Source organism: Azospirillum sp. SYSU D00513 (genome assembly GCF_017356015.1).
Taxonomy (GTDB): domain Bacteria; phylum Pseudomonadota; class Alphaproteobacteria; order Azospirillales; family Azospirillaceae; genus Azospirillum.
In genome coordinates this window covers 1-22,916 of the sequence record NZ_JAFIQV010000072.1, presented here as the reverse complement: position 1 = coordinate 22,916, position 22,916 = coordinate 1, and the positions used below count along the sequence as shown (strand labels likewise).

The window sequence follows — 22,916 nt, the reverse complement described above, 5'->3', positions numbered from 1 at the left end:
GCGTCAACGGCCAACAAAGCCGCCGCCTGCGCATCCCTTCTCACAACACGGTCTTCACTTTTAAAAGATCCCGCGGCGCTCGGCGCCGCTCGGTCCACATCATGTAGTCGTTCAGGACGACGATGTAAAGACCTTTTTCTCTGCTCCGGCCGAGCTTGCTAATTTCACTCGCACCCGAGGGTACAACTTACTCTCTGCTTGCCCTGTCCTTCGCTTTCCCCTTTCGCGTCATCGCTTGGTCGGCGGCGCCGCGTCGGGGAGGCGGTATATAGGCCAGAGGGTGAGGGGCTAGCAAGGGCTTTTTTCAAACCCATCCGGATTTTTCATCCAGGGCGGGTCAGGACCGCTCGGACCTGGCCCGCCCGCAAGCGTCAGACGTCCAGCACGCTTCGGTCGTTCTTCGCCATCAGCGCCTGGAAGTGCGGCCCGAGCTTGGCGTCGTCGAAACCGAAGGCGCGCTGGAAGCGCGCGATCAGCTCCTGCTCGCCGCGCTCCGCCTCTCCATCCGCCATGGCGCTGTCGATCATGTTCAGGAGGATGCACAGGCGCTGCCGCTCGTTGAGCTTCGGGGCCGCCTCCTCCAGGAACTTGTCGGCCGGCGTGGCGCGCGCGAACTTCAGGCAGCGCTCCAGCTCCTCCCGCGTGGCGCTCCGCCCAAGCACGGAGACGAGGTGGCCGACCTCCTCCGGGTCCATCTCGCCATCGGAGCCCATGCAGTAGATCAGGGACACCACCAGTGCGCGGCGCGGCGTGATGTCCAGCGGCGCCGATCCCTTGAACATGTCGAACAGGCCCATGCGTTTACCTCCAACGATGTTGAGGCCGGACATATGGGGGTGGAGGGACGCGGCCAACAAGGCGGCGGCCGCCGCAAACCCGAAGAAATCGGTACAGGATCAGCGAACCACGGCCGATCCCGTCCTGCTCCTGGATCATGCGCCGGCCACCTTTCAGCGCCGGGCGGTCGGAACCCTGGAATCGGCAGGAATGTTAGCCGGGGGCTGATCGCCTTGGGGGATCGACCGGGAGGGCCACCCAACCCCAGATTTGATCACCTGATCGAGGCCCGAGCAGCGGTACCAGCCCCGTAATCCTCCAAGCCATTCCCCGAAAGCCGGGACATGCAAGCAGAAGAAGATATCGCAGCCTGTTCCCGTCTCCTCGCCTCTGCATCATCCCTTCGCTAGATTGGCGGCAAACGGCAGGCCGCCGGCATCCTCATTCCGCGTGATCGCGGGGAGACAGAATATTGCCCGATGAACAAATTGCGTTGCGCTCGAAGGAAAGACGCCAGACTCTCATCGGCGTCGCTCTCATCATAGGAACGGTCGCCTGCTTTGCTGCCCTGGACGCATCGGCGAAATGGGTCAACCAGACGACGGACCCGTTGCAGACCGCGTCCGTGCGGTATCTGGGAAGCTTTCTGCTCGTCAGCTTCTTCCTGAACCCCTTCAGCAGACGCGGCATCCTGAAGACGCAGAGCCTCAAGCTTCAGTGCGGCCGTGCTCTTTGCCTCACGATCGCAACGTTCTGCAACTTTGCCGCCCTTCGCTACCTGCCGCTGACCGAGGCGACCTCGATCAACTTTGCCTCGCCGCTGATCGTCACGCTCATCGCGGGACCGTTGCTCGGCGAGTGGATCGGCATCCGCCAGATCGGTGCCGTCGTGGTCGGCTTCATCGGCGTCCTCGTCATCACCCGGCCCGGAGGCGAGGGCATCCATCCGGCGGCGCTCCTTTCCCTGATCACCGCCGGATCCAACGCCCTGTACGTCGTCACGACACGTCTCCTCACGGCGCGCGACACGCCGGAAACGACGATGTTCTATACCGGTTTTGTTGGTTCGATCCTGGCTCTGCCCATCCTGTTCTTCGTCTGGACCACACCGACGGACCCACGGGTCTGGGCCGCCATGGCCGCGACGGTCGTTTTCGGCTCGCTCGGGCACTGGCTGCTCATCCTGGCCCACAGATTCGCCCCGGCCTCGACCCTCGCGCCCTTCTTCTACGTGCAACTGGTATGGGTCGCACTGGTCGGCTTCATGATTTTCGGTGAGGTTCCCGACGGCTGGACCCTGATCGGCGGCACCATCGTGATCGCCTCCGGCCTTTATCTCCTCTACCAGGGCCGAGTAAAGCCGACGGACCCTGCCGCAAACGGCGATGCCGCCAAGCCGAATGAAACGAGGTTGGGCACGCGGCGGGAATGAGCTGGAACCGGCGCGCGGCGGGGATGCTGTTCAGGCGGGAACGGCATCCCCGCGATGGCTTGGCGCGTTACCATGAGCCGGCATGCCCAGCCTGGAGTTCAGGGCCGGTAAAACGCGAAGAGCCCGGCACAAGGCCAGGCTTCGCGGAATGATCTGAATGGGTTGTAACTGTCAAAACCGCTGGCACGATGGTGGGCGCACAAGGACTCGAACCTTGGACCCGCTGATTAAGAGTCAGCTGCTCTACCAACTGAGCTATGCGCCCATCGTGTCTCGGGTGTCGCTCATGGCGGTTGAGTCTGGGAATGGTGGGCGCACAAGGACTCGAACCTTGGACCCGCTGATTAAGAGTCAGCTGCTCTACCAACTGAGCTATGCGCCCATTCCCAAAACCCGGCTTCGCCGAGCGGAGCCCGTCATCCCTGAAAGTTCAGACTAGGCTTCCTTCCGTCCAGTCCGTTGTCCCGGCCGGTGTGGGCGGGGTTATAGCCAAGGAGCGGAGGCTTGTCGATACCAAAATGGATCGTCCGTGCGATTTTCTGGGAGGGGCGTACGCGGCTCCTTCCGGATGCGGGACGGGCGGGGCATCCGCTGGCCCCGGCTCGCGCGATGCCACCGGCCGAAAGTCGCGTTGCCGGCTGAGCGCCGCATTTCGGGACGTTGTTCCGCAGAGTGGAAAAGCAATGGGCGCCGCTTGCCCTGCCGGGGCGGCCGGGACTACCGTCCGTGCGTCACAGTCGCGTTTTTCCAGTCGACAACTCAGCTCGCCGGACTTGCTCCGGCGGGCTTTTCTTTTTGGATTATCAAAGAGCAGGCGCACGCGGAAACGCTCCCCTATTTCGAGAATAGGGGATTGCTTTTCGTGCGAACTTTATGCATATTGCTCTTGGACGCGAAAGCAAGGCTGTTCGCGATCCTCCCATTAAACTGTTTCCCGCCTCGGTTCGCTCCGGGGCGGGTTTTTTCTTGCCGCCTTGGGATGTTCCGAGGTTAGCAAACCATCCGGCCGGCAAACATAGGTACTTTCGTACCAGGGCGCCGCGCCTTGCCCGGCCAGGCTCCGGCCGCCTCCCCTTTCCCTGGCCGGCAAGCTGTGATTAGGTCCGCCCGCACGGCACGGAGGGGGATCATGCGGGACTGGAGCGAGGGCTATGTTCAGGGCATTGATTACATCCATGCCTTCTACCGGGATCTGTCCCCGGCCCTGATCGGGTTCGCTCTCCTGCTGAACGGCTACCGGCCGCCGGCCGAGCTGACCGGACGTTTCCATTACGCCGAACTCGGCGCCGGCCATGCCGGCAGTTCGGCCCTGTTCGCGGCGGCGCATCCGGCCGCCCGCTTCGACGCCGTCGATTTCAACCCCGCCCACATCGCCGGCGCGGCCCGTGTCGCGGAGGAGGCCGGACTCGCCAATCTCGGCCTGTCGGAGGACAGCTTCGCCGAGCTGGCCGCCCGCGATGGGGTCATCAATGAGGTCATGTACGACTTCGTGGCGCTGCACGGCGTCTGGTCCTGGATCAGCGCCGAGAACCGGTCCATCCTGCTGGACATCCTGCGGCGGCGCCTGAAGCCGGGCGGCGTGCTCTTCCTCAGCTACAACGCCTTGCCGGGCACGCTGGCCTACATGCCGCTCCGGCAGATCCTGATGGAGCACACCGGTGCCGCTCCCGGCCCCCTGCCCCGGCGCATCGAGGATGCGGTCACCTTCGCCGGCCGCGCCGCGGCGATCCGGACAGGCCATCTCGCCCAGACGGACGGGGTGATCGACCGCATCGAATCCATCAAGCGTAAGACGCCGAACTACATCGCGCACGAATATCTGAACCGGGACTGGACCGCCTTCTATGCGGGCGACGTCGCGCGCGGCCTGGCGGCGGCGAAGCTCTCCTACGCCGGCCCGGCAACACCGCTCGACGGGATCGACGATCTCAACCTGTCCCCGGAAGGGCTCTCGCTGCTGCAGGAAGCGCCGTCGGCCGAATACCGGGAAACCTTGCGCGACATCCTGATGAACCGCGCCTTCCGGCGCGACCTGTTCGTGAAGGGGGCCGAGCGGCTGAACCCGCGGGAACGGCGGGTGCTGCTGGGCGCCGCCCGCTTCGCTCTGCTGGTTCCGCCCGACGACCTGCCGGAGACGATCGGCGCGCCCGTTGGCCGGGTGGACCTGCCGCAGGACCTGTACGGCCCAATCGGCCAAGCGCTCGCCGAGGCGCCCCGCAGCCTGGACGAACTGCTGGCCCTGCCCGGCCTCGACCGCCAAGGCTTCGACGCGGTCGTCCGCGCCCTGATGGTGCTGACGAGCCTCGCGCTCGCGGCGCCGGTGCCCGGCCCGAATGGGTACGAGGCGCGCCGTGCCTCCACCGACCGCTTCAACAGGATGGTGCTGGAGCGCAACCGGACCGGGGACGAGCTTCGCCACCTCGCCTCCCCGCTGCTGGGAAGCGGTGTCGCCCTGTCCCGGCTGGAATGCCTGTTCCTGCTGGCCCGCCGCGAGCGGTTCGATCCGGCCGTCTTCGCCTGGGAGCAACTCTCGGCCGAGGGGCTGGCCCTCAGCCGCGACGGACGGCGGCTCGCCACGGCCGAGGAGAACATCGCCGAACTGCGCGGCCGCGACGAGGCCTTCGCCCGGCGGCGCTTGCCGGTTCTCGCGGCGCTCGGGATCGCCTGAACCCGGCGTCTACTCCCGGACTCAGCCGTTGATGCCGGGCACTGGAACCGGGGATGTCCGGTCGGCCACCGCCGCACGGCCGGGATCGCGCTTCTGCGTTTCCAGCAGGATGTCGCGCGCGATCGGCGCCGCCGCCGTCGAGCCGCCGCCGCCATGCTCGACGAAGACCATGCAGGCGTAACGCGGCGCGTGCACCGGGGCGTAGGAGATGAACAGCGCGTGGTCGCGCTCGCGCCAGGGAAGATCCTCGTTCTTCCGCACGCCGCCGCTGCGCTCGGCCATTGTGATGCGGCGGACCTGGGCGCTGCCGGTCTTGCCGGCCATCTCGTAGCCCGCTTCGGTGATGCGCGACTTGAAGGCCGTGCCGTTGGGCGCGTTGGTCACCTCGATCAGGCCGCGCAGCACGACGTCCAGATTCTCCTTCTTCACGCCGATGCTGGGCCAGACCGTCTGTTCGGTCGCCGTCGCCTTGATCTGCTTGGTCAGGTGCGGCTGGACGGCGAAGCCGCCGTTGGCGAGCCGCGCCGTCATGACGGCAAGCTGGAGCGGGGTCGCCAGCACATAGCCCTGACCGATGGAGGCGATCAGCGTCTCGCCCTGCGTCCAGCCCTTGCCGAGCGCGCCCTTCTTCCAGGCGATTGAGGGGATGAGGCCGGGCCGCTCGTGCGGCAGGTCGAGCTTGAGCTGGTCACCCAGCCCGAAGCGGCGCGACATCTCGGCGATGCGGTCGATGCCGATGCGGCGCGACACGTCGTAGAACCACACGTCGCAGGAATGGCGCAGCGCCCCGACGGGGTCCACCGTGCCGTGCCCGCCCCGCTTCCAGCAGTGGAAGCGGTGGTCGCCCAGATCCATGTGGCCGGGGCAGAAGACGGAGTGGTTCTTGTTGATGATGCCCGATTCAAGCGCCGCCAGCACGACCATCGGCTTGAAGGTGGAGCCCGGCGGGTACTGGCCGGCCACCGCCTTGTTGCTGAGCGGCGTCGCCGGGTTGGCCAGCAGCTCTTCCCACAACTCGGCGCTGATGCCCATCGTGAACTGGTTGGGGTCGAAGCTGGGGTGGGAGCTGAGCGCGTAGACGCCGCCGGTGTGGACGTCCATCACCACGGCCGAGGCGCTCGTCTCCTGGGACAGCCGCTGCTGGACGAACTGCTGAAGGCCGACATCAAGGGTGAGCTGCACCTCGCGGCCCGGCTGCCCCTCGTCGCGCGACAGCTCGCGGATGACGCGGCCGACGGCGTTCACCTCGAGCTGGCTGGTGCCGGCGGTGCCGCGCAGCGCCTTCTCGTGATACTTCTCCATCCCGGCCTTGCCGATGCGGAAGCCCGGCAGGGAGAGCACGGGATCGCCGTTCAGCTCCGCCTCCGAGACCGCCCCCACATAGCCCAGGATGTGCGCCGTCGCTTCCGAGAAGGGATAGTTGCGGATCTCGCCGACCTCGATGGCCACGCCCGGCAGGTCCGGCGTGTTCATCTCGATGGTGGCGACCTGCTCCCAAGTGAGGTTCTCGCGCACGGTGACCGGGACGAAGCGGCGCTTGCGCGCGATCTCGCGCAGCACGCGGCGCCGGTCGCCCTCGGTCAGGGGGACGATCTGCGAGATCTTGTCCAGCGTCTCCTGGATGTTGCGGGTGCGCTCCTGCACCACGACGACCCGGTAATTCTGCTGGTTGACCGCCAGCGGGATGCCGAACCGGTCCACGATCGGCCCGCGCGAGGGCGCCACAAGCCGCAGGCTGATGCGGTTCTCCTCCGCCAGCATCGTGTATTTCTGCGACTCCACGACCTGGAGGTAATAGAGGCGCCCCACAAGGGTCGAGAGCAGCCCGAGCTTCATCCCGCCCAGAACCAGCGCGCGCCGGGTCAGGGAACGGTATCGGTCGTTGTCACGGTCCATGCCGCTCATCGGGCGGTCATCCCTGCAGGAAAGCGCGGTGGACGCGCAGCAGAAGCCACGCGATCGCCGGGAAAAAGGCCAGTGTCATCAGGGCCTGGAACAGCGCCGGCCAGACCGGCAGCGCCGTGCCGGACAGCAGCGAGTAGGCGGCCCATTGCAGAAGGGCGGCACCGGTCACCATCATCCCGAACCCCACCCACATAAGCGCGAAGGTGCTCGCAAGAAAGACCCGGCGCTGATTCAGGACGATTCCGTGGACGAGAAGCAACACCAGCGCGTTGAGCCCCAGCGGACCGCCGCTCAGGAGATCCTGGAGCAGGCCGATGAGGAACACCGTGACCGGCCGCATCAGGTCGGGCCGATGGATCGCCCAGTAGAAGACGGCCGTCAGCGCGAACTGCGGGGCGACGACCGCGTAGGAGGGGATCTGCAACGGCACCAGCCCGACCAGGACCAGCATCACCGTGACCGCGAAGGGCGCGAGGTTGCGGCCTGTCTTGTCGAGCCTCTGCCAGAAGCCTGCCGTCATGTCCCGCGGACTGTCATTTCAACTCGCTCACGCTCTCGGACTCGCCGCCCGGCAGCCCGAAATCGACGAGCCGGATATGCTCGATCCGCGACAGGTCGACGTTCGGCTGGACGCGGATGCCCTTCTCGCCGACCGCGGCGACGACGCCCACCGCCAGGCCCGGCGGGAACACGCCGCCATGGCCCGAGGTGACGACACGTTCGCCGACCGAAACCGGCGCGTCCTGCGGCAGGTACAGCAGCCGCGTCAGGTCGGAGTTGTCGCCGGCCATGACCGCCCGTATGCGGGAGCTTTCCAAGGACACCGGGATGCGCGCGTTGATGTCCGTGAGCAGCAGGATGCGCGACGACCATTCCCCGACCTCGACCACGCGGCCGATCAGGCCGGCGTCGGCGATCGCCGCCTGCCCCTTGCGCACCCCGTCGCGCCGTCCGGCGGTCACCACCAGCGCGCGCAGGAAGGAGCTTCCGGGCGCCGCGATGACGCGGGCGGTGATGAAGGAGACCGGCGGCTCCGGCGTGGCGTGGAGCAGGCCGCGCAGGCTGATGTTCTCCGCCTCCAGCCGCAGCGCCGCCTGCTTCCATTGCAGGAGGCGGGCGTTCTCGGCCTTCAGCCGCTGGTTCTCCTCGAACGCGTTCTCGACCTGCACGACCGACTCGACCAGATGCGCGGCGGTGGCCGCCGGGCGGGAGATGGCGTCGAGGATCGGCACGAAGGCGTCCGTGACGCGGGCGCGGAAGCTGTCGACCCACAGGGCGTCGATCTTGCCGGCCATCATCAGGGCGACGGACGCGAGGAGGAGAAGGAGGAAGGAGAAGCGCTGGGCGAGGGCCCGCAACGGGGCGGTGAGGCGTATGACGGATCCGGAGGTGCGCGGCTTCACAGGATCTTCCCGTACAGGGTCGCGGTCCGCCCTCGGCGCCGCGGCACCGGAAGCACCGCGACGACCGAAGGTATTAGCCCAAGTGTAACATCACCAGGACGGCTTAATAAGCGCTGACGAGCACGTTCTTGAGCGTCTTCATCTCTTCCAGCGCGCGGCCTGTGCCCAAGGCGACACAGGAGAGCGGGTCGTCGGCGATGGAGACCGGCAGCCCGGTGGCGTGCCGCAGCACGAAGTCCAGGTTGCCGAGCAGCGCGCCGCCGCCCGTGAGCACGATGCCCTTGTCGACGATGTCGGCCGCCAGCTCCGGAGCGGTGTGCTCCAGCGCCACCTTCACCGCCTCGACGATCGCCGACACCGGCTCGGCCAGCGATTCCGCGATCTGCCGCTCGGAGATGATGAGTTCCTTGGGCACGCCGTTCATCAGGTCGCGGCCCTTGATCTCGAGGATGCGGCCCTCGCCGTCCTCGGGCGGGCAGGCGGAGCCGATTTCCTTCTTGATCCGCTCGGCCGAGCCTTCGCCGACCAGCAGGTTGTGGGTGCGGCGGATGAAGCCGATGATGGCCTCGTCCATCTTGTCGCCGCCCACGCGGACCGACCGCGAATAGACGATGCCGCCCAACGACAGCACGGCCACTTCGGTGGTGCCGCCGCCGATGTCGACGACCATCGAGCCGGTCGGCTCGGTCACCGGCAGGCCGGCGCCGATGGCCGCGGCCATGGGCTCCTCGATCAGGAACACCCGGCGCGCGCCGGCGGCCTCGGCCGACTCCTGGATCGCGCGGCGCTCGACGGCGGTGGACCCCGACGGCACGCAGATGATGACCTGCGGGCTGGCGAAGCTGCGCCGGTTGTGCACCTTCCGGATGAAATGCTTGATCATCTCCTCGGCGACTTCGAAGTCGGCGATGACTCCGTCGCGAAGCGGGCGGATGGCCTGGATGTTGCCGGGCGTGCGGCCGAGCATCATCTTGGCTTCGTCGCCGACGGCGAGAACCTGCTTCTTGCCGCGCACATTGGCGATGGCAACGACGGACGGCTCGTTCAGGACGATGCCGCGGCCCTTGACGTACACCAGGGTGTTGGCCGTCCCCAGATCGATCGCCATGTCGGCGGACAGAACGCCGAGCAGTTTGGAAAGCATGGACCGGACTAGCTCTTCAATGCGGTTGAGACGGCCTTATCGGCGGATGGGCGTAGCCATTGCCGCAAGGGTTCCATAGACGAATGCTTGTTCACGCTCAAGCGGAGAGTGCGCCGCAAGGACGCAATCCAGAAACCCGAGCGAGGTCACTTTCGATGCGGAACCCGGCCCCCGGAAGGGCGAAGCGCGATGCGGCCGGCTCCGCGAAGGACCGGCGAGACGCCGGCCGTCGTTGACCCCAAGACTGGCCAATCACGGTTAATTTTCTGTCAACGGCAAGGAATGAAACGGCCCTTACCCCGTATTCGCAGCCTCCCGGCCCGCAGGCCCACCTCCGGATCCCGCGAGGCTCTGGCCTTGCCCGGCGATCACGGCTAACTTGCGCCCGTCGAAAACAAGGGTGGACACCACCCGCCGTGCAGGAAAGGTCCGACCCATGAAGAACACTCCCCCGCACATCGTCACCGCCTACGAGGACGCGCTGAAGCGGCTGAAGTCGGGGATCGTGCAGATGGCTGGCGCGGCCGAAACCCAGATCGACCAGACCCTGGCCTGCCTGACGCAGCGCAACCCGGATCTCGCCCGCGAGATCGTGGACGCGGACCTGCATCTGGACAGCTTCGAGCACGAGATCGAAGCCTCCTGCATGCGCATGCTGGTGCTGCGCCAGCCGGTCGCCGACGATCTGCGCGAGGTGATCGGCGCGCTGAAGATCGCGGGCAACCTGGAGCGCGTCGGCGATCACGCAAAGAACACGGCGCGCCGTTCGGTCGAACTCGTCGAAGGGCCGGACGGCCCCCCCATCGGCTCCCTGCCGGCGCTCGGCCGGCTGGTGCGCGAGCGGCTGACCGCCGTCATCGACGCCTATGTGGACCGCGACGTCGAGGCGGCGCTGCGCATCTGGCGCTCCGACCAGGAGGTGGACGAGCTGTACACCAGCCTGTGCCAGGGCATCACCGAGTCCGGCCGCCGTTCGGGCGAGCAGTTCACCCAGCACATGCACCTGCTCTTCATCGCCAAGAGCCTGGAGCGCATCGGCGACCACGCCACCAACATCGCCGAGGTCGTGCATTACGTCTCGACCGGCCGTCCGCTGCTGGAGGAACGGCCGCAGTCGGCCGACCGGAACCGCAGCCAGGACTGACCGGGACCTTCGGACCGGGGGCGGGCGGCGGAACCGTCCGCCCCCTGGTCTTGGCGCCTGTGCAATGCAGCATGTATTGGCGGCGCCACCTGCATTGTTAAAAGGCAAAATTCGCCTCTTCTTCGTGCAGATTTCTCTGGCCCGATGCCCCCGAATCCTGTCACGCTCCCGGCATCGGTGGCGAATTCCTTTTGTTCTACCGCGCTTTAAAGTTTCCTGACGGATAGGACAGGAACTTGGCTCCGATCTTGCGAAGTCCCCGGCCGTGGCCGGTCACACTCCAAGAGGATGCCGTTGGTGCTTGCTCAAACGTCACTCCAGCCGTCCGAGGCGGCCGGCGGGGCACCCGATGCCCTGCCCCGGCCCATCGTCCAGGCTGACAAGCTCTCCCTGGTGTACCAGGCCACCGACAAGCCGGTCGTCGCCCTCAGCGAGGTCAGCCTCATCATCCGCGAGGGGGATTTCGTCTCGCTGATCGGGCCGTCGGGCTGCGGCAAGACCACGCTGCTGCGCGTCATCGCCGATCTGGAGCGCCCGACCGGCGGCGCCATCACCGTCGCCGGCACCACGCCGGAAAAGGCGCGGCTCGACCGGCTCTACGGCTACGTCTTCCAGGCGCCCGCCCTCTATCCCTGGCGCAGCATCGAGCGCAACGTGATGCTGCCGCTGGAGATCATGGGTCTGCCCAAGGCGGAGCGGCAGGCCCGCGCCCGCGCTCAGCTCGAGCTGGTCGGGCTGGCCGGCTTCGAGAAGAAGTTTCCCTGGCAGCTCTCCGGCGGCATGCAGCAGCGGACCTCCATCGCCCGCGCGCTGGCCCTCCAGCCGGAGCTGCTGCTGATGGACGAGCCGTTCGGCGCGCTCGACGAGATCACCCGCGACCACCTGAACCTGCACCTGACCCAGCTCTGGCGGCGGATGGGCAAGACCTGCGTCTTCGTCACCCACTCCATCTCCGAGGCCGTCTTCCTGTCCACCCGCATCGTGGTGATGAGCCCGCGCCCCGGCCGCATCCTCGACGTCATCGACTGCGACCTGCCGCGCGAACGCACGCTGGACCTCCGCGAGACGCCCGAGTTCGCCGCCATCGCCCACCGCGTCCGCGAGGGGCTGAAGGAAGGGCACTCCTATGACGACTAGGGTGGGGGTGACGGTCGGGGAGAGGCTGCTGCCCCTTGGCGTGACGCTTCTGGCCGTGCTGGTCCTGTGGTACGCGGGCACCCTGTGGCTCAACGGCCCGCAGGCGGCGGAGATGCTGAACCGCGCCGGGACGGATTGGGGTGCGATGGATTTCGCCCGGCGCGCCTTCACCATGCCGCGCCCGCTCCTGCCCACGCCGGACCAGATCCTGGTCGAGCTGCACAAGTCGGTCACCGGCTATCCGCTGACCAACGTGCGCAACCTGCTGTACCACGCCGGCGTCACCGCCGGGGCGGCGCTGACGGGGCTCGGGCTCGGCGTCCTGCTCGGCATCGTGCTGGCGGCCGGCATCGTCCATGTGAAGGTGCTGGAACACAGCCTGCTGCCCTGGGTCATCGCCTCCCAGACGATTCCGATCCTCGCCATCGCCCCGATGGTCGTGGTCATTCTCGGCAACGCCGGCCTGACCGGCCTCATGCCCAAGGCGCTGATCTGCATGTATCTGTGCTTCTTCCCGATCACGGTCGGCATGGTGAAGGGCCTGCGCGCCGCCGACCCGCTTTGGCTCGACCTGATGCGGACCTACAGCGCCGGGGCGGCCACCACCTTCTGGAAGCTGCGGACACCGGCCTCCCTGCCCTACCTCTTCGCCAGCCTCAAGGTGTCGGTGGCGATCAGCGTCGTCGGAGCCATCGTCGCCGAGCTGCCGACGGGCGGGCAGGCCGGCATCGGCACGCGGCTGCTGAGCGGATCCTATTACGGCCAGACCATCCAGATCTGGAGCGCCCTTGTCATGGCCGCCCTCCTGTCCATGGCGCTGATCGGCGTGGTTCGCGTCGCCGAAACCGTGGTCGTCCGTCAGGCGGGTGCGCGATGAGCGGTCCGGTCCTGGCCCAGGCGGCAGGGGGCAAGGCCGCCCCCGCCCGCCCCGTCCGCCGTCCCTCGCCCGCGGGAATGCTGCCCGTCGTCGCGGGGCTCGCGGCGCTCGCCCTGTTCCTGCCGATCGGGCAGCGCGGCGCCGAGGGTGCCGCGGTGACCTGGCTCGGTCATCCGATGGCGCTGCTCTTCCTGCTGGGGGCGGCTCTGTGCGTCGGCACCGGGCGGAGCGCCGTCACGCCGATGCGCTCCGCGGTCATGGAGCTGGCGGCGGTGCTGCTCGCCTGGGCCCTGCCCTTCCACCTGCTGGGCGAGGGGTTCGACCTCGGCCGGGCCTGGGGAATGTGGCTGTTTCTCGTGGCGGCGACCGTCCTGCTCTGGCGCGTGCTGGCGGTCTTCTCGGCCGTGCCGGGCGCGCTGCGGTCGGCGGTCGTGCCGGGGCTCTTCGGGCTCGGGCTGCTGGCCGGCTGGGAGGTAGTCGTTCGCGGCTTCTCGGTGCCCTTCATCCTGCTGCCGGCGCCCAGCGCCATCCTCGCCACCACGGCGGCGCAGGCCCCGGTGCTGTGGGCCGATTTTTACCAGACGGTCGTGAAGTCGGTGCTGCGCGGCTACCTGATCGGCTGCGGCGCCGGCTTCGCCGTGGCGATCCTGGCCGACCGCGTGCCCTTCCTGGCGCGCGGCCTGCTGCCGCTCGGCAACGTCGCCAGCGCCATCCCCATCGTCGGCATCGCGCCGATCATGGTGATGTGGTTCGGCTTCGACTGGCAGTCCAAGGCGGCGGTCATCGTGGTGATGACCTTCTTTCCGATGCTGATCAACACGCTGGCCGGGCTCGCCGCGTCGGAGCGCATCCAGATCGACCTGATGCGCTCCTACGCGGCGGGCTACTGGCGCACGCTGGCGCTGCTGCGCCTGCCGAACGCGCTGCCCTTCCTCTACAACGGGCTGAAGATCAACTCCACCCTGGCGCTGATCGGCGCCATCGTCGCGGAGTTCTTCGGCACGCCGGTGGTCGGCATGGGCTTCCGCATCTCGACCGAGGTGGCGCGCATGAACCTCGACATCGTCTGGGCGACGATCGTGGTGGCGGCGCTGACCGGCTCCCTCTTCTACGGCGGGCTGGCGCTGCTGGAGCGCGCCACCACCGCCTGGCACCCGTCCATGCGCCGGCGCTGACCGCCGGCCCCTGGCTCCGTCGAGTGGCTTCATGAAAAAGGGGAAACTGCGAGAATGAAGAGTTTCGGGAAGATCGCGGCGCTGATCGCCGCCGTCGCCGGCTGGGCCATCGCCGGCTCCGCCGCCCAGGCCGCCGACACGCTGAGCCTGCAGCTGAAGTGGGTGCCCCAGGCGCAGTTCGCCGGCTACTACGTCGCGCAGGCCAAGGGCTTCTACCAGGAAGCCGGGCTCGACGTGACCATCAAGCCGGGCGGCCCGGACATCAACCCGAGCCAGGTCATCGCCGCGGGCGGCGCCGACGTGGTGGTGGACTGGCTGCCCTCGGCGCTCGCCACCCGCGAGAAGGGCGTGCCGCTGGTCAACATCGCGCAGTTCTTCCAGAAGTCCGGCCTGATGCTGACCTGCCGTAAGGACAGCGGCATCAAGGCCCCCGCCGACTTCAAGGGCAAGACGCTGGGCGTCTGGTTCTCCGGCAACGAATACCCGTTCCTCGCCTGGATGTCGCAGCTCGGCCTCTCCACCTCCGGCGCCAAGCCGGACGTCACGGTCCTGAAGCAGGGCTTCAACGTCGATCCGCTGCTGCAGAAGCAGGCCTCCTGCATCAACACCATGACCTACAACGAGTACCACCAGATCCTGGAGGCCGGCGTCCCGGAATCCGAGCTGGTCACCTTCAAGTTCCAGGAGCAGGGCGTCGCCACCCTGGAGGACGGCCTTTACACGCTGGAGAAGTCGCTGGCCGACGCCAAGATGGTGGACAGGCTCGCCCGCTTCGTGAAGGCCTCGGCCAAGGGCTGGGACTACGCCGCCAAGAACCAGGCCGAGGCGGTGAAGATCGTGCTCGACAACGACAGCACCGGCGCCCAGACGGAAGAGCACCAGACCTCCATGATGAAGGAGGTCGCGGCACTGGTTCAGGGTTCGAAGAAGGGCATGGGCTATCTCGACCCGGCGGCCTTCGACCAGACCGTCGGCATCCTGCTGGCCGGAGAATCCGCGCCGGTGATCACCAAGAAGCCCGAGGGCGCCTGGACCCACAAGGTCTATGAGGCCTCCGGCCTGTAAGCACCCGGCCTGAAGCTATCCAAGGAAAAGCCCTCTTCCCCGGCCGGGGAAGAGGGCTTTTTCATGCGCCCGTACCGGACCGCCCAAGGGCGGTCCGGTACGGAGGGCCTTACTCCCGGTCGAGCACTGGCGGCTGCGGGGCCGCGTTGACCGGGGCGGCGTTCTGCGCGTCCACCACGGCGATGGCCGTCATGTTGACGAGGCCGCGCGTCGTGACCGACGGGGTCACGATGTGCACCGGCCGCGCGGCACCCAGCAGGATCGGCCCGACATTCTGCGCGTCGCCCAGAACCTTCAGCATGTTGAAGGCGATGTTGGCGGCGTCCAGCGTCGGCATCAGCAGCAGGTTGGCTTCGCCCTTCAGGCGGCTGTCGGGCATGATCTCCTTGCGGATGGCCTCGGACAGGGCGGCGTCGGCGTGCATCTCGCCGTCCACCTCCAGCTCCGGCATCTCGCGGGCGATGATCTCGTAGGCCTGGCGCATCTTGCGGGCCGACGGGGTGGTGCCGCTGCCGAAGTTCGAGTGCGACAGCAGGGCCACCTTCGGCTCGATGCCGAAGCGCCGCACCTGCTCCGTCGCCAGCCGGGCGATCTCCGCGATCTGCTCCGCCGTCGGGTCGGGCGTGCAGTAGGTGTCGGAGATGAAGTGCGTGCCCTTCTGCGAGATCAACAGGTTCATCGCCGACGCCCGCTTCACGCCGGGACGCATCCCGATGACGCGGACGACATGGGCGAAATGCTCGCTGAAGATGCCGGTCGTGCCGCAGACCATCGCGTCGGCCTCGCCGCGCCGGACCATCAGCGCGCCGAAGACGGTCGGCTGGGTCCGCACGACGGTGCGGGCGTTGGCCGGCGTGATGCCGCGCCGGCTCATCAGCTTGCGGTAGACCTCCGCATAGCTGTGATAGCGCATGTCGCGGATGATCTCGATGACCTCCACGTCCTTGCCCGGTTTCAGCCGCAGGCCGAGTTCGCCGATGCAGCGCTGGATCACCTCGGTCCGGCCGATCAGGACCGGCTGGGCGATGCCCTCGTCCACCGCCACCTGGGCCGCGCGCAGGACGCGCGGATCCTCGCCCTCGGCGTAGACGACGCGCTTGGGCGCGGACTTCGCCTTGGTCATCACCGGCTTCATGACGAGGCCGGAGCGCAGCACCAGATTCTCGAGCTGCTCGCGGTAGGCCCGGAAGTCGGCGATGGGCCGCGTCGCCACGCCGGACTCCATGGCGGCTTTCGCCACCGCCGAGGAAACCTCGACCACGAGGCGCGGGTCGAAGGGCTTGGGCAGGATGTAGTCGGGGCCGAAGCGCAGATCCTCGCCCACATAGGCCGCCGCCACCACGTCCGACGGCTCCGCCTGGGCGAGATTCGCCATGGCGTGCGTCGCCGCGATCTTCATCTCCTCGTTGATGGTCGTCGCACCCACGTCGAGCGCGCCGCGGAAGATGAAGGGGAAGCAGAGGACGTTGTTGACCTGGTTGGGGAAGTCCGAGCGGCCGGTGGCGATGATCGCATGCGGGCTCGCCTCGCGCGCCAGGTCCGGCATGATCTCCGGCTCGGGGTTGGCGAGCGCCATGATGATCGGTTTGTCCGCCATCCGCCGGACCATGTCCGGGGTCAGGATGCGCGGGCCGGACAGGCCGAGGAAGATGTCGGCCCCGTCGATCACATCGTTCAGGACGCGCGCGTCGGTGTCCTTCGCGTAGGCGTCCTTGTAGGGGTTCATCTCCTCGTTCCGGCCGACATGAACGACGCCGATGCGGTCCACGAGCCAGATGTTCTCGCGCTTGGCGCCGAGGCTCAGCATCAGGTCCAGACAGGCGATGCCGGCAGCACCCCCGCCCGTGGACACGATCTTCGCGGTGGAGAGATCCTTGCCGGTCAGCTTCAGCGCGTTCAGCAGGGCGGCACCCACCACGATGGCGGTGCCGTGCTGGTCGTCATGGAAGACCGGGATGCGCATGCGCTCGCGCAGGCGCCGCTCCAGCTCGAAGCAGGCCGGGGCGGCGATGTCCTCGAGGTTGATGGCGCCGAAGGTCGGCTCCAGCCGGGCGATGGTGTCCACCAGCCCGTCCACGTCCTTCTCGTTCAGCTCGATGTCGAAGCAGTCGATGCCCGCGAACTTCTTGAAGAGGACGGCCTTGCCTTCCATGACCGGCTTGGAGGCCAGGGGACCGATGTCGCCGAGCCCGAGCACCGCCGTTCCGTTCGTCACCACCGCGACGAGGTTGGAACGGGTGGTCAGCTCCGCGGCCTGGGCCGGGTCGGCGTGAATGGCCATGCAGGCCGCCGCCACGCCCGGCGAATAGGCCAGCGCGAGGTCGCGCTGGTTCGCCATCGGCTTCGTCGCGACGATCGCGAGCTTACCCGGCTTCGGCTTACGATGGTACTCAAGCGCCATGGACTCGAGGTCGCCGGCCATCTAGATCCCCCCAGCTTACAAAATTACAGTTGATCGGCAGTTGATTGCTGTTGATCAGGCGAACGGACAGACTTTGCTGCGGCGCTTATACCGCATCACGTCCCGCACCGGAACGACGAAAGGACAGCCCAGAGCCGCCCTTTCGGCATTCCTTGGGACCAAAGCCGCCCGATCCCGTCAAAGACGGGCCAGCGCCGGCTCCTTGAAATGGTCCCGGTACTCCTCGACCGCCTTCGACTCGTCGAATTCGCCCTCCATCTTGGCGACGACCACCGTGGCGACGCCGTTGCCGACGAGGTTGGTCAGGGCGCGCGCCTCGGACATGAAGCGGTCGACGCCGAGCAGCAGCGCCAGCCCCTCGATGGGCAGGACGCCGGTCGCCGACAGGGTCGCGGCCAGCGTCACGAAGCCGCCGCCGGTCACGGCCGCCGCACCCTTCGAGGTCAGCATCAGCACGATGAGGATGTAGAGCTGCTGCCAGATCGTGAGTTCGACGTTGAAGGCCTGGGCGATGAAGATCGCGGCCATCGAGAGATAGATCGAGGTGCCGTCGAGGTTGAAGGAATAGCCGGTCGGGATGACCAGCCCGACGACATGCTTGGAGCAGCCGAAGCGCTGCATCTTCTCCATCATCCGCGGCAGCACCGATTCCGAGGAGGAGGTGCCGAGCACGATCAGCAGCTCGTCCTTGATGTAGCGGATGAAGGTCAGGATGTTGAAGCCGTAGATCCGGCTGATGCCGCCCAGCACGACGAAGATGAACAGCGCCATGGTGATGTAGACGGCGGCCATGAGCTGGCCCAGCGCGGTGAGCGATTCCACGCCGTACTTGCCGATGGTGAAGGACATGGCGCCGAAGGCGCCGACCGGGGCGACGCGCATCAGGATGCCGATCACCCCGAACAGGGCGTGCGACAGCTTCTCGAACAGGTCCTCGACCGGCTTGCCCTTCTGCCCCATGGCGGCGAGCGCCGCGCCGAAGACCACCGCGAAGAACAGGATCTGCAGCATGTCGCCTTTCACGAAGGCGCCGACGACGTTGTCCGGCACGATGCCGACGATGAAGTCCATGAAGCCGTGGCTCTGCGCCTCGGTCGCGTATTTCGAGACGGAGGCGGCGTTGAGCTGGCCCGGCTGGATGTTCATCCCGGCGCCCGGCTTGACGAGGTTGACGACCAGCAGGCCGATGCCGAGCGCCAGCGTGGTGACGATCTCGAAATAGAGCAGAGCCTTGCCACCGACCCGCCCGACCTTCTTCAGGTTGCCCATCGAGGAGATGCCGGTGACCACGGTCAGGAAGACGATCGGGCCGATCACCATCTTGACCATCTTGATGAACAGGTCGCCCAGCGGCTTCATCTCGACGGCGAGCGACGGGTAGAAATGCCCGAGCAGAATGCCGATGGTGATGGCGCCCAGCACCTGGACCGTCAGGTTCGAATAGAAAGGCTTCTTGGCGGCCGGCTGCGGCTGCGCCGGCTGGGTGGAGGCTTGCATCGCCGTCTCCTGGGGGTGTCTTCTACTGAATGTCCTTTGGGGACCCGGCCGGCGTCGCCGAAGGGCCGGTCCCGAACTCGGAAGGTCCTGAGAGCAAGCGGTGTGCCAGTTCGATAAACGAGGCGTGGCAAGCAGTCCGTGAAGGAAATCGAGTGGAAAACCGCACGCGCGGCCCGATGCAACGTGCGGATTCCCGCACAAGCCCACCCGCAGGGCAGCAGGGGCGGACCGGGCCATGAAAAGTGAAGCCGTGAACAGTGAAATCGTGACCCGTGACAGCGCGAGCCGTGACAGCGCGAGCCGTGACAGCGTGACCGGAGAAACCGGCACCGCGCCGGACGGCCTGCCCGGACGGCGCCCGCGCGCCCTGCCCGGCACCGTCCTCCGCCCGGTGCGGGCCGGCCTGCTCGCGCTGGCGGTGCTTCTCGCCGGGCTGGCGGTGGCGGTGCCGCTCGCCGTCCGCTGGAGCAGCGCGCTGGCCGAGGAGGCGTTGCGGGAACAGGGGCAGTCCCGCCTGTCGCTCTACGCCGCCAACCTGCGGACCGAGCTGGAAAAGCACGAGGCGATCCCCTCGGTGCTGGCGCGCGACCTGGAGGTGGCGGAACTGCTGCTCTCCTCCGAGCGGCCGGATCCCGCCCTCCTCGACCGGCTGAACCGCAAGCTGGAGGTCATCGCCAGGGAGCTGGGTGCGCTCGCCATCTACGTCATGGACGCGCGTGGCGACACGCTGGTCTCCAGCAACTGGAACCAGCCGGACAGCTTCGTCGGGCGCAACTTCTCCTTCCGCCCCTATTTCCGCATCGCCATGGAGCGCGGCGAGGGGCGCTATTTCCTGCTCGGCACCACCTCGGGCGTACCCGGCTACTACACGGGCAACCGGGTGATGGCGGACGGGCGGGCGGTGGGCACCGTGGTGCTCAAGGTCGGGTTCCACCGGCTGGAGGAAACCTGGCGGCGCGCGGGGGAAAAGCTGCTCGTGGCCGACCGCGCCGGCTTCGGCTTCATCACCAACGTCGAGGAATGGCGGTACCGCCCGCCGCCCTGGCGCGAGGAGGGCCGGGAGGAGTTCGTCCCGGACCGCTTCTCCCTGCGCGACGGCACGGGGATGCGCCCCCATCTGCTTCAGTCCGTGGCGCTGCCGGGCGGCGACTGGACGCTCCATGCACTGACCAGCCTGGACGCGGTGCGCGCGCGGGCACGGCAGGCAGGCCTGCTCGCCGCCGCCCTGGTCGGGCTGGTCGCGCTCGGGACCTATGCCGTGGCGCAGCGCCGCCGCGCCTTCGCCGAGCGGCTCGCCCTGCAGGAGGAGGCCCGGCGGGAGCTGGAGCGCCGCGTCGCGGAGACCACCGCCGAGCTGCGCGAGGCCGAGAACGAGCTGACCCAGGCCGCCAAGCTGGCGGCACTCGGCCAGATGTCGGCGGGCATCGCGCACGAGATCAACCAGCCGCTCGCCGCCATCCGCAGCTTCGCCGACAACGCGGTGGTGCTGCTGGAGCGGGAGAAACACCAGTCCGTGCGCGACAACCTCGCGGAAATCGCCGACCTGACCGACCGCATGGCCGGCATCACCCGGCAGCTCAAGGGCTTCGCCCGCCGCGCCTCCGGAACGCTCGGCCCTGTGTCCGCCGCCCAGGCGGTCGCCGGGGCGCTGAGCCTGCTCGGCGCGCGGTTGCGCCGGGACGGCATCCTGGTGGAAACGGAGCTGCCGGAAGAGCCCGCCTGGGTCCTGGCCGAGGACGTCCGGCTCCAGCAGGTTCTGGTCAACCTGTTCGGCAACGCCGCCGACGCCATGCGCGGCATGCCCGAGCGGATCCTGCGCATCCGGTTGAGCACCGACGCGGCCGGTGACGCCCTGCTGACCGTCCGCGACACCGGGACCGGCATCGCGGAGGCCGACCTGAAACGCCTGTTCGTGCCTTTCTTCACTACCAAGGACGCGGGCGATGGTCTGGGGCTGGGGCTTTCCATCAGCCACGGCATCGTCGAGGATTTCGGCGGCCGGCTCACCGCCGCCAACGCGCCGGATGCCGACGCCCCCGGTGCCGTGTTCACCCTTTACCTCAAGCGCGCGGAGCCGCCACGATGACCCCCACCGATTCCGGTTCCGTCCTGTTCGTCGACGACGAGCGCGCGGTCCGGCTCGCCGGCCAGCAGGCGCTGGAACTCGCCGGCTTCGACGTGACCGCCTTCGACGGAGCGGAACGCGCCCTGCGCCATCTGGGCCGCGGCTGGCCCGGCTGCGTCGTCACCGACGTGCGCATGCCGGGGATGGACGGGCTCGCCCTGCTGGAGCGGGTGCGGGCGCTCGACCCCGACCTTCCGGTCATCCTGATCACCGGGCACGGCGACGTGCCCATGGCGGTGCAGGCGATGCGCGACGGCGCCTATGATTTCCTGGAGAAGCCCTTCCCGTCGGAGCGGCTGGTGGAGGTCGCGCGGCGGGCGGTGGAGAAACGGCGCCTCGTGATGGAGAACCGCGCCCTGCGCGAGCGGCTGGCCGGCGGCACGGAGGACACTCACCCCATCATCGGCCGGACGCCGGGGATCGAGCGGCTGCGCGCCCTGATCGCCGCCGTGGCCGACACCGACGCCGACGTCCTGGTGCTGGGGGAAACCGGCACGGGCAAGGAGATGGTCGCCCGCGCGCTCCACGCCGGCAGCGGCCGGCGCAAGCACCCCTTCGTGGCGCTGAACTGCGGGGCGATGCCGGAAAACATCTTCGAGAGCGAGCTGTTCGGCCACGAGGCCGGCGCCTTCACCGGTGCCGCCAAGCGCCGGGTCGGGCGCATCGAGCATGCTGGCGGCGGCACGCTGTTCCTCGACGAGATCGAGAGCATGCCCCTGGCCCTCCAGGTGAAGCTCCTGCGCGTCATCCAGGAGCGGGCGGTCGAGCCGCTGGGCTCCAACGATCTCGTGCCGGTGGACCTGCGCGTCGTCGCCGCGACCAAGGTCGATCTCCGCCAAGCCGCGGCAGAGGGCAAGTTCCGCGAGGACCTCTATTACCGCCTGAACGTGGTCGTGATCACCATCCCGCCGCTGCGCGAACGGCGCGAGGACATCCCGCTGCTGTTCCGGCATTTCGTGGTGCAGGCCGCCAACCGCTACAACCGCGAGCCGCGCGACCTCACGCCGGCGCTGGCGCAAGGGCTGATGGCGCAGGACTGGCCCGGCAACGTCCGCGAGCTGCGCAACGCCGCCGACCGCTTCGTGCTCGGGCTGGACGAGACCATGGCGGCCTCCGCAGCACCCGACGCCGGCCCGCAGTCCCTGGCGGAGCGGGTTGACCTGTTCGAGAAGAGCGTCATCGAAACCGAACTCGCCCGCCACAAGGGCAGCGTCAAGGCCACCATCGAAGCCCTGAACATCCCCCGCAAGACCTTCTACGACAAGCTCAAGCGCTACGGCCTGACCCGGGACGATTTCGTGGAGTGAGGGTCATGGGGTGCCTTCGTCGAAGGACCGCTCGACAGAGGGGCGGAAACCATCCGGCCCTCGCGGAGTTGTTGTCCGGCGGGTGCGTGAGCGCGCCCGCGCCCGGTTGACATTCCGTACCGTACGGTAACATTGCATCCGCGCAAACCAACGCATTCACATCACGCGAGTCCATTCCATGCCGAACGATCAGTCCCGCCCGGTCCGCCTTCTCGGCCTGTCGGGCAGCCTCCGCAAGGGGTCCCACTGCACCGCCGTCCTCGAAACGCTCCGCGAGAAGCTCGCGGGCAAGGCGGAGTTGACCATCCTGCCGCTGAACGACGTTCCGCTCTATGACCAGGACATCGACACCGACCAGCCGCCGGCCGGCGTCGCCGCCCTGCGCCAGGCGATCCGCGACGCCGACGGGCTGGTCGTGATCTCGCCGGAATACAATTACGGCATGTCCGGCGTGCTCAAGAACGCGCTGGACTGGGCTTCGCGCCCCTACGGCAAGTCGGCCCTGCCCGGCAAACCCGCGCTGATCATGTCGGCCTCCCCCGCCTTCACCGGCGGCGTGCGCGCGCAGTATCAGGTGCGCGAGACGCTGGCCGCGACCGGCTGCCGCGTCGTCGCCCGCCCGCAGATCGTGATCCCCGCCGTCCACGAGAAGATCAAGGACGGCCGCCTCACCGACGAGGCCACCCTGACCTTCGCACTCGCCGGGGTGGACGACCTGCTGAAGGAAGTCCGGCTGGTCGGGTCGCTTTAAAATCGGGATAGGGGGCGATCCTAGTGGACCGCACCCCTCCCACACCACCCGGCATGCGGGTCCGCACCGGGCGGTTCGAGGAGTTGA

Annotated in this window: 17 protein-coding genes and 2 tRNA genes; 10 read left to right on the top strand and 9 right to left on the bottom strand. The window is 67.9% G+C overall.

All coding sequences use genetic code 11. The features are described 5' to 3' along the window. Positions 1-371 precede the first annotated feature (371 nt). A complete protein-coding gene (locus JUB11_RS30700; RefSeq protein ID WP_207462611.1) occupies positions 372-797 on the bottom strand; it encodes a TerB family tellurite resistance protein in 426 nt (141 codons plus the stop codon). A 452-nt stretch (positions 798-1,249) separates the two neighbouring features. Between JUB11_RS30700 and JUB11_RS30695 the strand changes: the two genes are divergently transcribed. Beyond that, positions 1,250-2,209, top strand: coding sequence for a DMT family transporter (locus tag JUB11_RS30695; RefSeq protein WP_207462610.1), 960 nt, complete (start codon positions 1,250-1,252; stop codon positions 2,207-2,209). A 189-nt stretch (positions 2,210-2,398) separates the two neighbouring features. On the opposite strand, the gene JUB11_RS30690 is transcribed toward JUB11_RS30695, so the two are convergent. Both JUB11_RS30690 and JUB11_RS30685 read right to left on the bottom strand, forming a co-directional pair. Then, positions 2,399-2,474: transfer RNA gene (locus JUB11_RS30690), tRNA-Lys, on the bottom strand. Between the two features lie 41 nt (positions 2,475-2,515). Then, positions 2,516-2,591: transfer RNA gene (locus tag JUB11_RS30685), tRNA-Lys, on the bottom strand. Between the two features lie 747 nt (positions 2,592-3,338). Here JUB11_RS30685 and JUB11_RS30680 point away from each other — a divergent pair. Further along, positions 3,339-4,877 (top strand): class I SAM-dependent methyltransferase, encoded by a 1,539-nt coding sequence (locus JUB11_RS30680; protein WP_207462609.1) that lies wholly within the window; start codon positions 3,339-3,341, stop codon positions 4,875-4,877. 21 nt (positions 4,878-4,898) lie between these two features. Here JUB11_RS30680 and mrdA read toward each other — a convergent pair whose 3' ends face one another. The 4 genes from mrdA to JUB11_RS30660 all read right to left on the bottom strand — a co-directional run bounded on the left by mrdA (position 4,899) and on the right by JUB11_RS30660 (position 9,329). Then, the gene (gene mrdA, locus JUB11_RS30675; protein WP_207462608.1) at positions 4,899-6,782 is read right to left on the bottom strand and encodes a penicillin-binding protein 2; all 1,884 of its coding nucleotides are present in this window, start codon (positions 6,780-6,782) and stop codon (positions 4,899-4,901) included. A 7-nt stretch (positions 6,783-6,789) separates the two neighbouring features. Next, on the bottom strand, positions 6,790-7,302 hold the full coding sequence (mreD, locus tag JUB11_RS30670; protein WP_207462607.1) for a rod shape-determining protein MreD: 513 nt from the start codon (positions 7,300-7,302) through the stop codon (positions 6,790-6,792). Positions 7,303-7,315: 13 nt separating this feature from the next. Beyond that, positions 7,316-8,185: a rod shape-determining protein MreC gene (gene mreC / locus JUB11_RS30665; RefSeq protein ID WP_207462606.1), complete on the bottom strand. Its 870-nt coding sequence runs from the start codon at positions 8,183-8,185 to the stop codon at positions 7,316-7,318. Between the two features lie 103 nt (positions 8,186-8,288). Continuing rightward, a complete protein-coding gene (locus tag JUB11_RS30660) occupies positions 8,289-9,329 on the bottom strand; it encodes a rod shape-determining protein (RefSeq protein WP_138066632.1) in 1,041 nt (346 codons plus the stop codon). Between the two features lie 436 nt (positions 9,330-9,765). Here JUB11_RS30660 and phoU point away from each other — a divergent pair, with 436 nt between their 5' ends. From phoU to JUB11_RS30635, 5 genes are all read left to right on the top strand, one after another. Further along, positions 9,766-10,473: a phosphate signaling complex protein PhoU gene (gene phoU, locus JUB11_RS30655; RefSeq protein WP_207462605.1), complete on the top strand. Its 708-nt coding sequence runs from the start codon at positions 9,766-9,768 to the stop codon at positions 10,471-10,473. A gap of 366 nt (positions 10,474-10,839) precedes the next feature. Beyond that, positions 10,840-11,610 carry an ABC transporter ATP-binding protein gene (locus JUB11_RS30650; protein WP_348771540.1) on the top strand — a complete coding sequence of 257 codons (771 nt, stop codon included), beginning with the start codon at positions 10,840-10,842 and terminating at the stop codon, positions 11,608-11,610. Continuing rightward, the gene (locus tag JUB11_RS30645; RefSeq protein WP_207462603.1) at positions 11,600-12,487 is read left to right on the top strand and encodes an ABC transporter permease subunit; all 888 of its coding nucleotides are present in this window, start codon (positions 11,600-11,602) and stop codon (positions 12,485-12,487) included. Before JUB11_RS30650 ends, JUB11_RS30645 begins: the two co-directional genes overlap by 11 nt. Next, a complete protein-coding gene (locus JUB11_RS30640; RefSeq protein ID WP_247887446.1) occupies positions 12,484-13,662 on the top strand; it encodes an ABC transporter permease in 1,179 nt (392 codons plus the stop codon). The genes JUB11_RS30645 and JUB11_RS30640 overlap by 4 nt, the downstream gene beginning before the upstream one ends. A 54-nt stretch (positions 13,663-13,716) precedes the next feature. Continuing rightward, on the top strand, positions 13,717-14,727 hold the full coding sequence (locus JUB11_RS30635) for an ABC transporter substrate-binding protein (protein WP_207462602.1): 1,011 nt from the start codon (positions 13,717-13,719) through the stop codon (positions 14,725-14,727). A 109-nt stretch (positions 14,728-14,836) separates the two neighbouring features. Here the strand turns inward: JUB11_RS30635 and JUB11_RS30630 are convergent, their stop codons facing one another. After that, positions 14,837-17,149, bottom strand: a complete 2,313-nt coding sequence (locus tag JUB11_RS30630; protein WP_207462601.1) for an NADP-dependent malic enzyme — start codon at positions 17,147-17,149, stop codon at positions 14,837-14,839. Between the two features lie 177 nt (positions 17,150-17,326). Then, positions 17,327-18,646, bottom strand: coding sequence for a dicarboxylate/amino acid:cation symporter (locus JUB11_RS30625; protein ID WP_207462600.1), 1,320 nt, complete (start codon positions 18,644-18,646; stop codon positions 17,327-17,329). A 235-nt stretch (positions 18,647-18,881) separates the two neighbouring features. Between JUB11_RS30625 and JUB11_RS30620 the strand changes: the two genes are divergently transcribed. From JUB11_RS30620 to JUB11_RS30610, 3 genes are all read left to right on the top strand, one after another. Then, complete coding sequence (locus tag JUB11_RS30620; RefSeq protein ID WP_207462599.1) at positions 18,882-20,732, top strand: ATP-binding protein; 1,851 nt, start codon at positions 18,882-18,884, stop codon at positions 20,730-20,732. Continuing rightward, entirely contained in the window at positions 20,729-22,078 is a 1,350-nt protein-coding gene (locus tag JUB11_RS30615) for a sigma-54 dependent transcriptional regulator (RefSeq protein WP_207462598.1), read from the top strand. The genes JUB11_RS30620 and JUB11_RS30615 overlap by 4 nt, the downstream gene beginning before the upstream one ends. A gap of 178 nt (positions 22,079-22,256) precedes the next feature. Beyond that, complete coding sequence (locus JUB11_RS30610; RefSeq protein ID WP_207462597.1) at positions 22,257-22,829, top strand: NAD(P)H-dependent oxidoreductase; 573 nt, start codon at positions 22,257-22,259, stop codon at positions 22,827-22,829. Positions 22,830-22,916: the final 87 nt, after the last annotated feature.

Coding starts and splice junctions, on each gene's coding strand:
- JUB11_RS30625 (WP_207462600.1), bottom strand. CDS start 18,646: ATGCAAGCCTCCACCCAGCCGGCGCAGCCGCAGCCGGCCGCCAAGAAG.
- JUB11_RS30640 (WP_247887446.1), top strand. CDS start 12,484: ATGAGCGGTCCGGTCCTGGCCCAGGCGGCAGGGGGCAAGGCCGCCCCC.
- JUB11_RS30615 (WP_207462598.1), top strand. CDS start 20,729: ATGACCCCCACCGATTCCGGTTCCGTCCTGTTCGTCGACGACGAGCGC.
- mrdA (WP_207462608.1), bottom strand. CDS start 6,782: ATGAGCGGCATGGACCGTGACAACGACCGATACCGTTCCCTGACCCGG.
- JUB11_RS30630 (WP_207462601.1), bottom strand. CDS start 17,149: ATGGCCGGCGACCTCGAGTCCATGGCGCTTGAGTACCATCGTAAGCCG.
- JUB11_RS30700 (WP_207462611.1), bottom strand. CDS start 797: ATGGGCCTGTTCGACATGTTCAAGGGATCGGCGCCGCTGGACATCACG.
- phoU (WP_207462605.1), top strand. CDS start 9,766: ATGAAGAACACTCCCCCGCACATCGTCACCGCCTACGAGGACGCGCTG.
- JUB11_RS30620 (WP_207462599.1), top strand. CDS start 18,882: ATGAAAAGTGAAGCCGTGAACAGTGAAATCGTGACCCGTGACAGCGCG.
- JUB11_RS30610 (WP_207462597.1), top strand. CDS start 22,257: ATGCCGAACGATCAGTCCCGCCCGGTCCGCCTTCTCGGCCTGTCGGGC.
- mreD (WP_207462607.1), bottom strand. CDS start 7,302: ATGACGGCAGGCTTCTGGCAGAGGCTCGACAAGACAGGCCGCAACCTC.
- JUB11_RS30645 (WP_207462603.1), top strand. CDS start 11,600: ATGACGACTAGGGTGGGGGTGACGGTCGGGGAGAGGCTGCTGCCCCTT.
- JUB11_RS30635 (WP_207462602.1), top strand. CDS start 13,717: ATGAAGAGTTTCGGGAAGATCGCGGCGCTGATCGCCGCCGTCGCCGGC.
- JUB11_RS30660 (WP_138066632.1), bottom strand. CDS start 9,329: ATGCTTTCCAAACTGCTCGGCGTTCTGTCCGCCGACATGGCGATCGAT.
- JUB11_RS30680 (WP_207462609.1), top strand. CDS start 3,339: ATGCGGGACTGGAGCGAGGGCTATGTTCAGGGCATTGATTACATCCAT.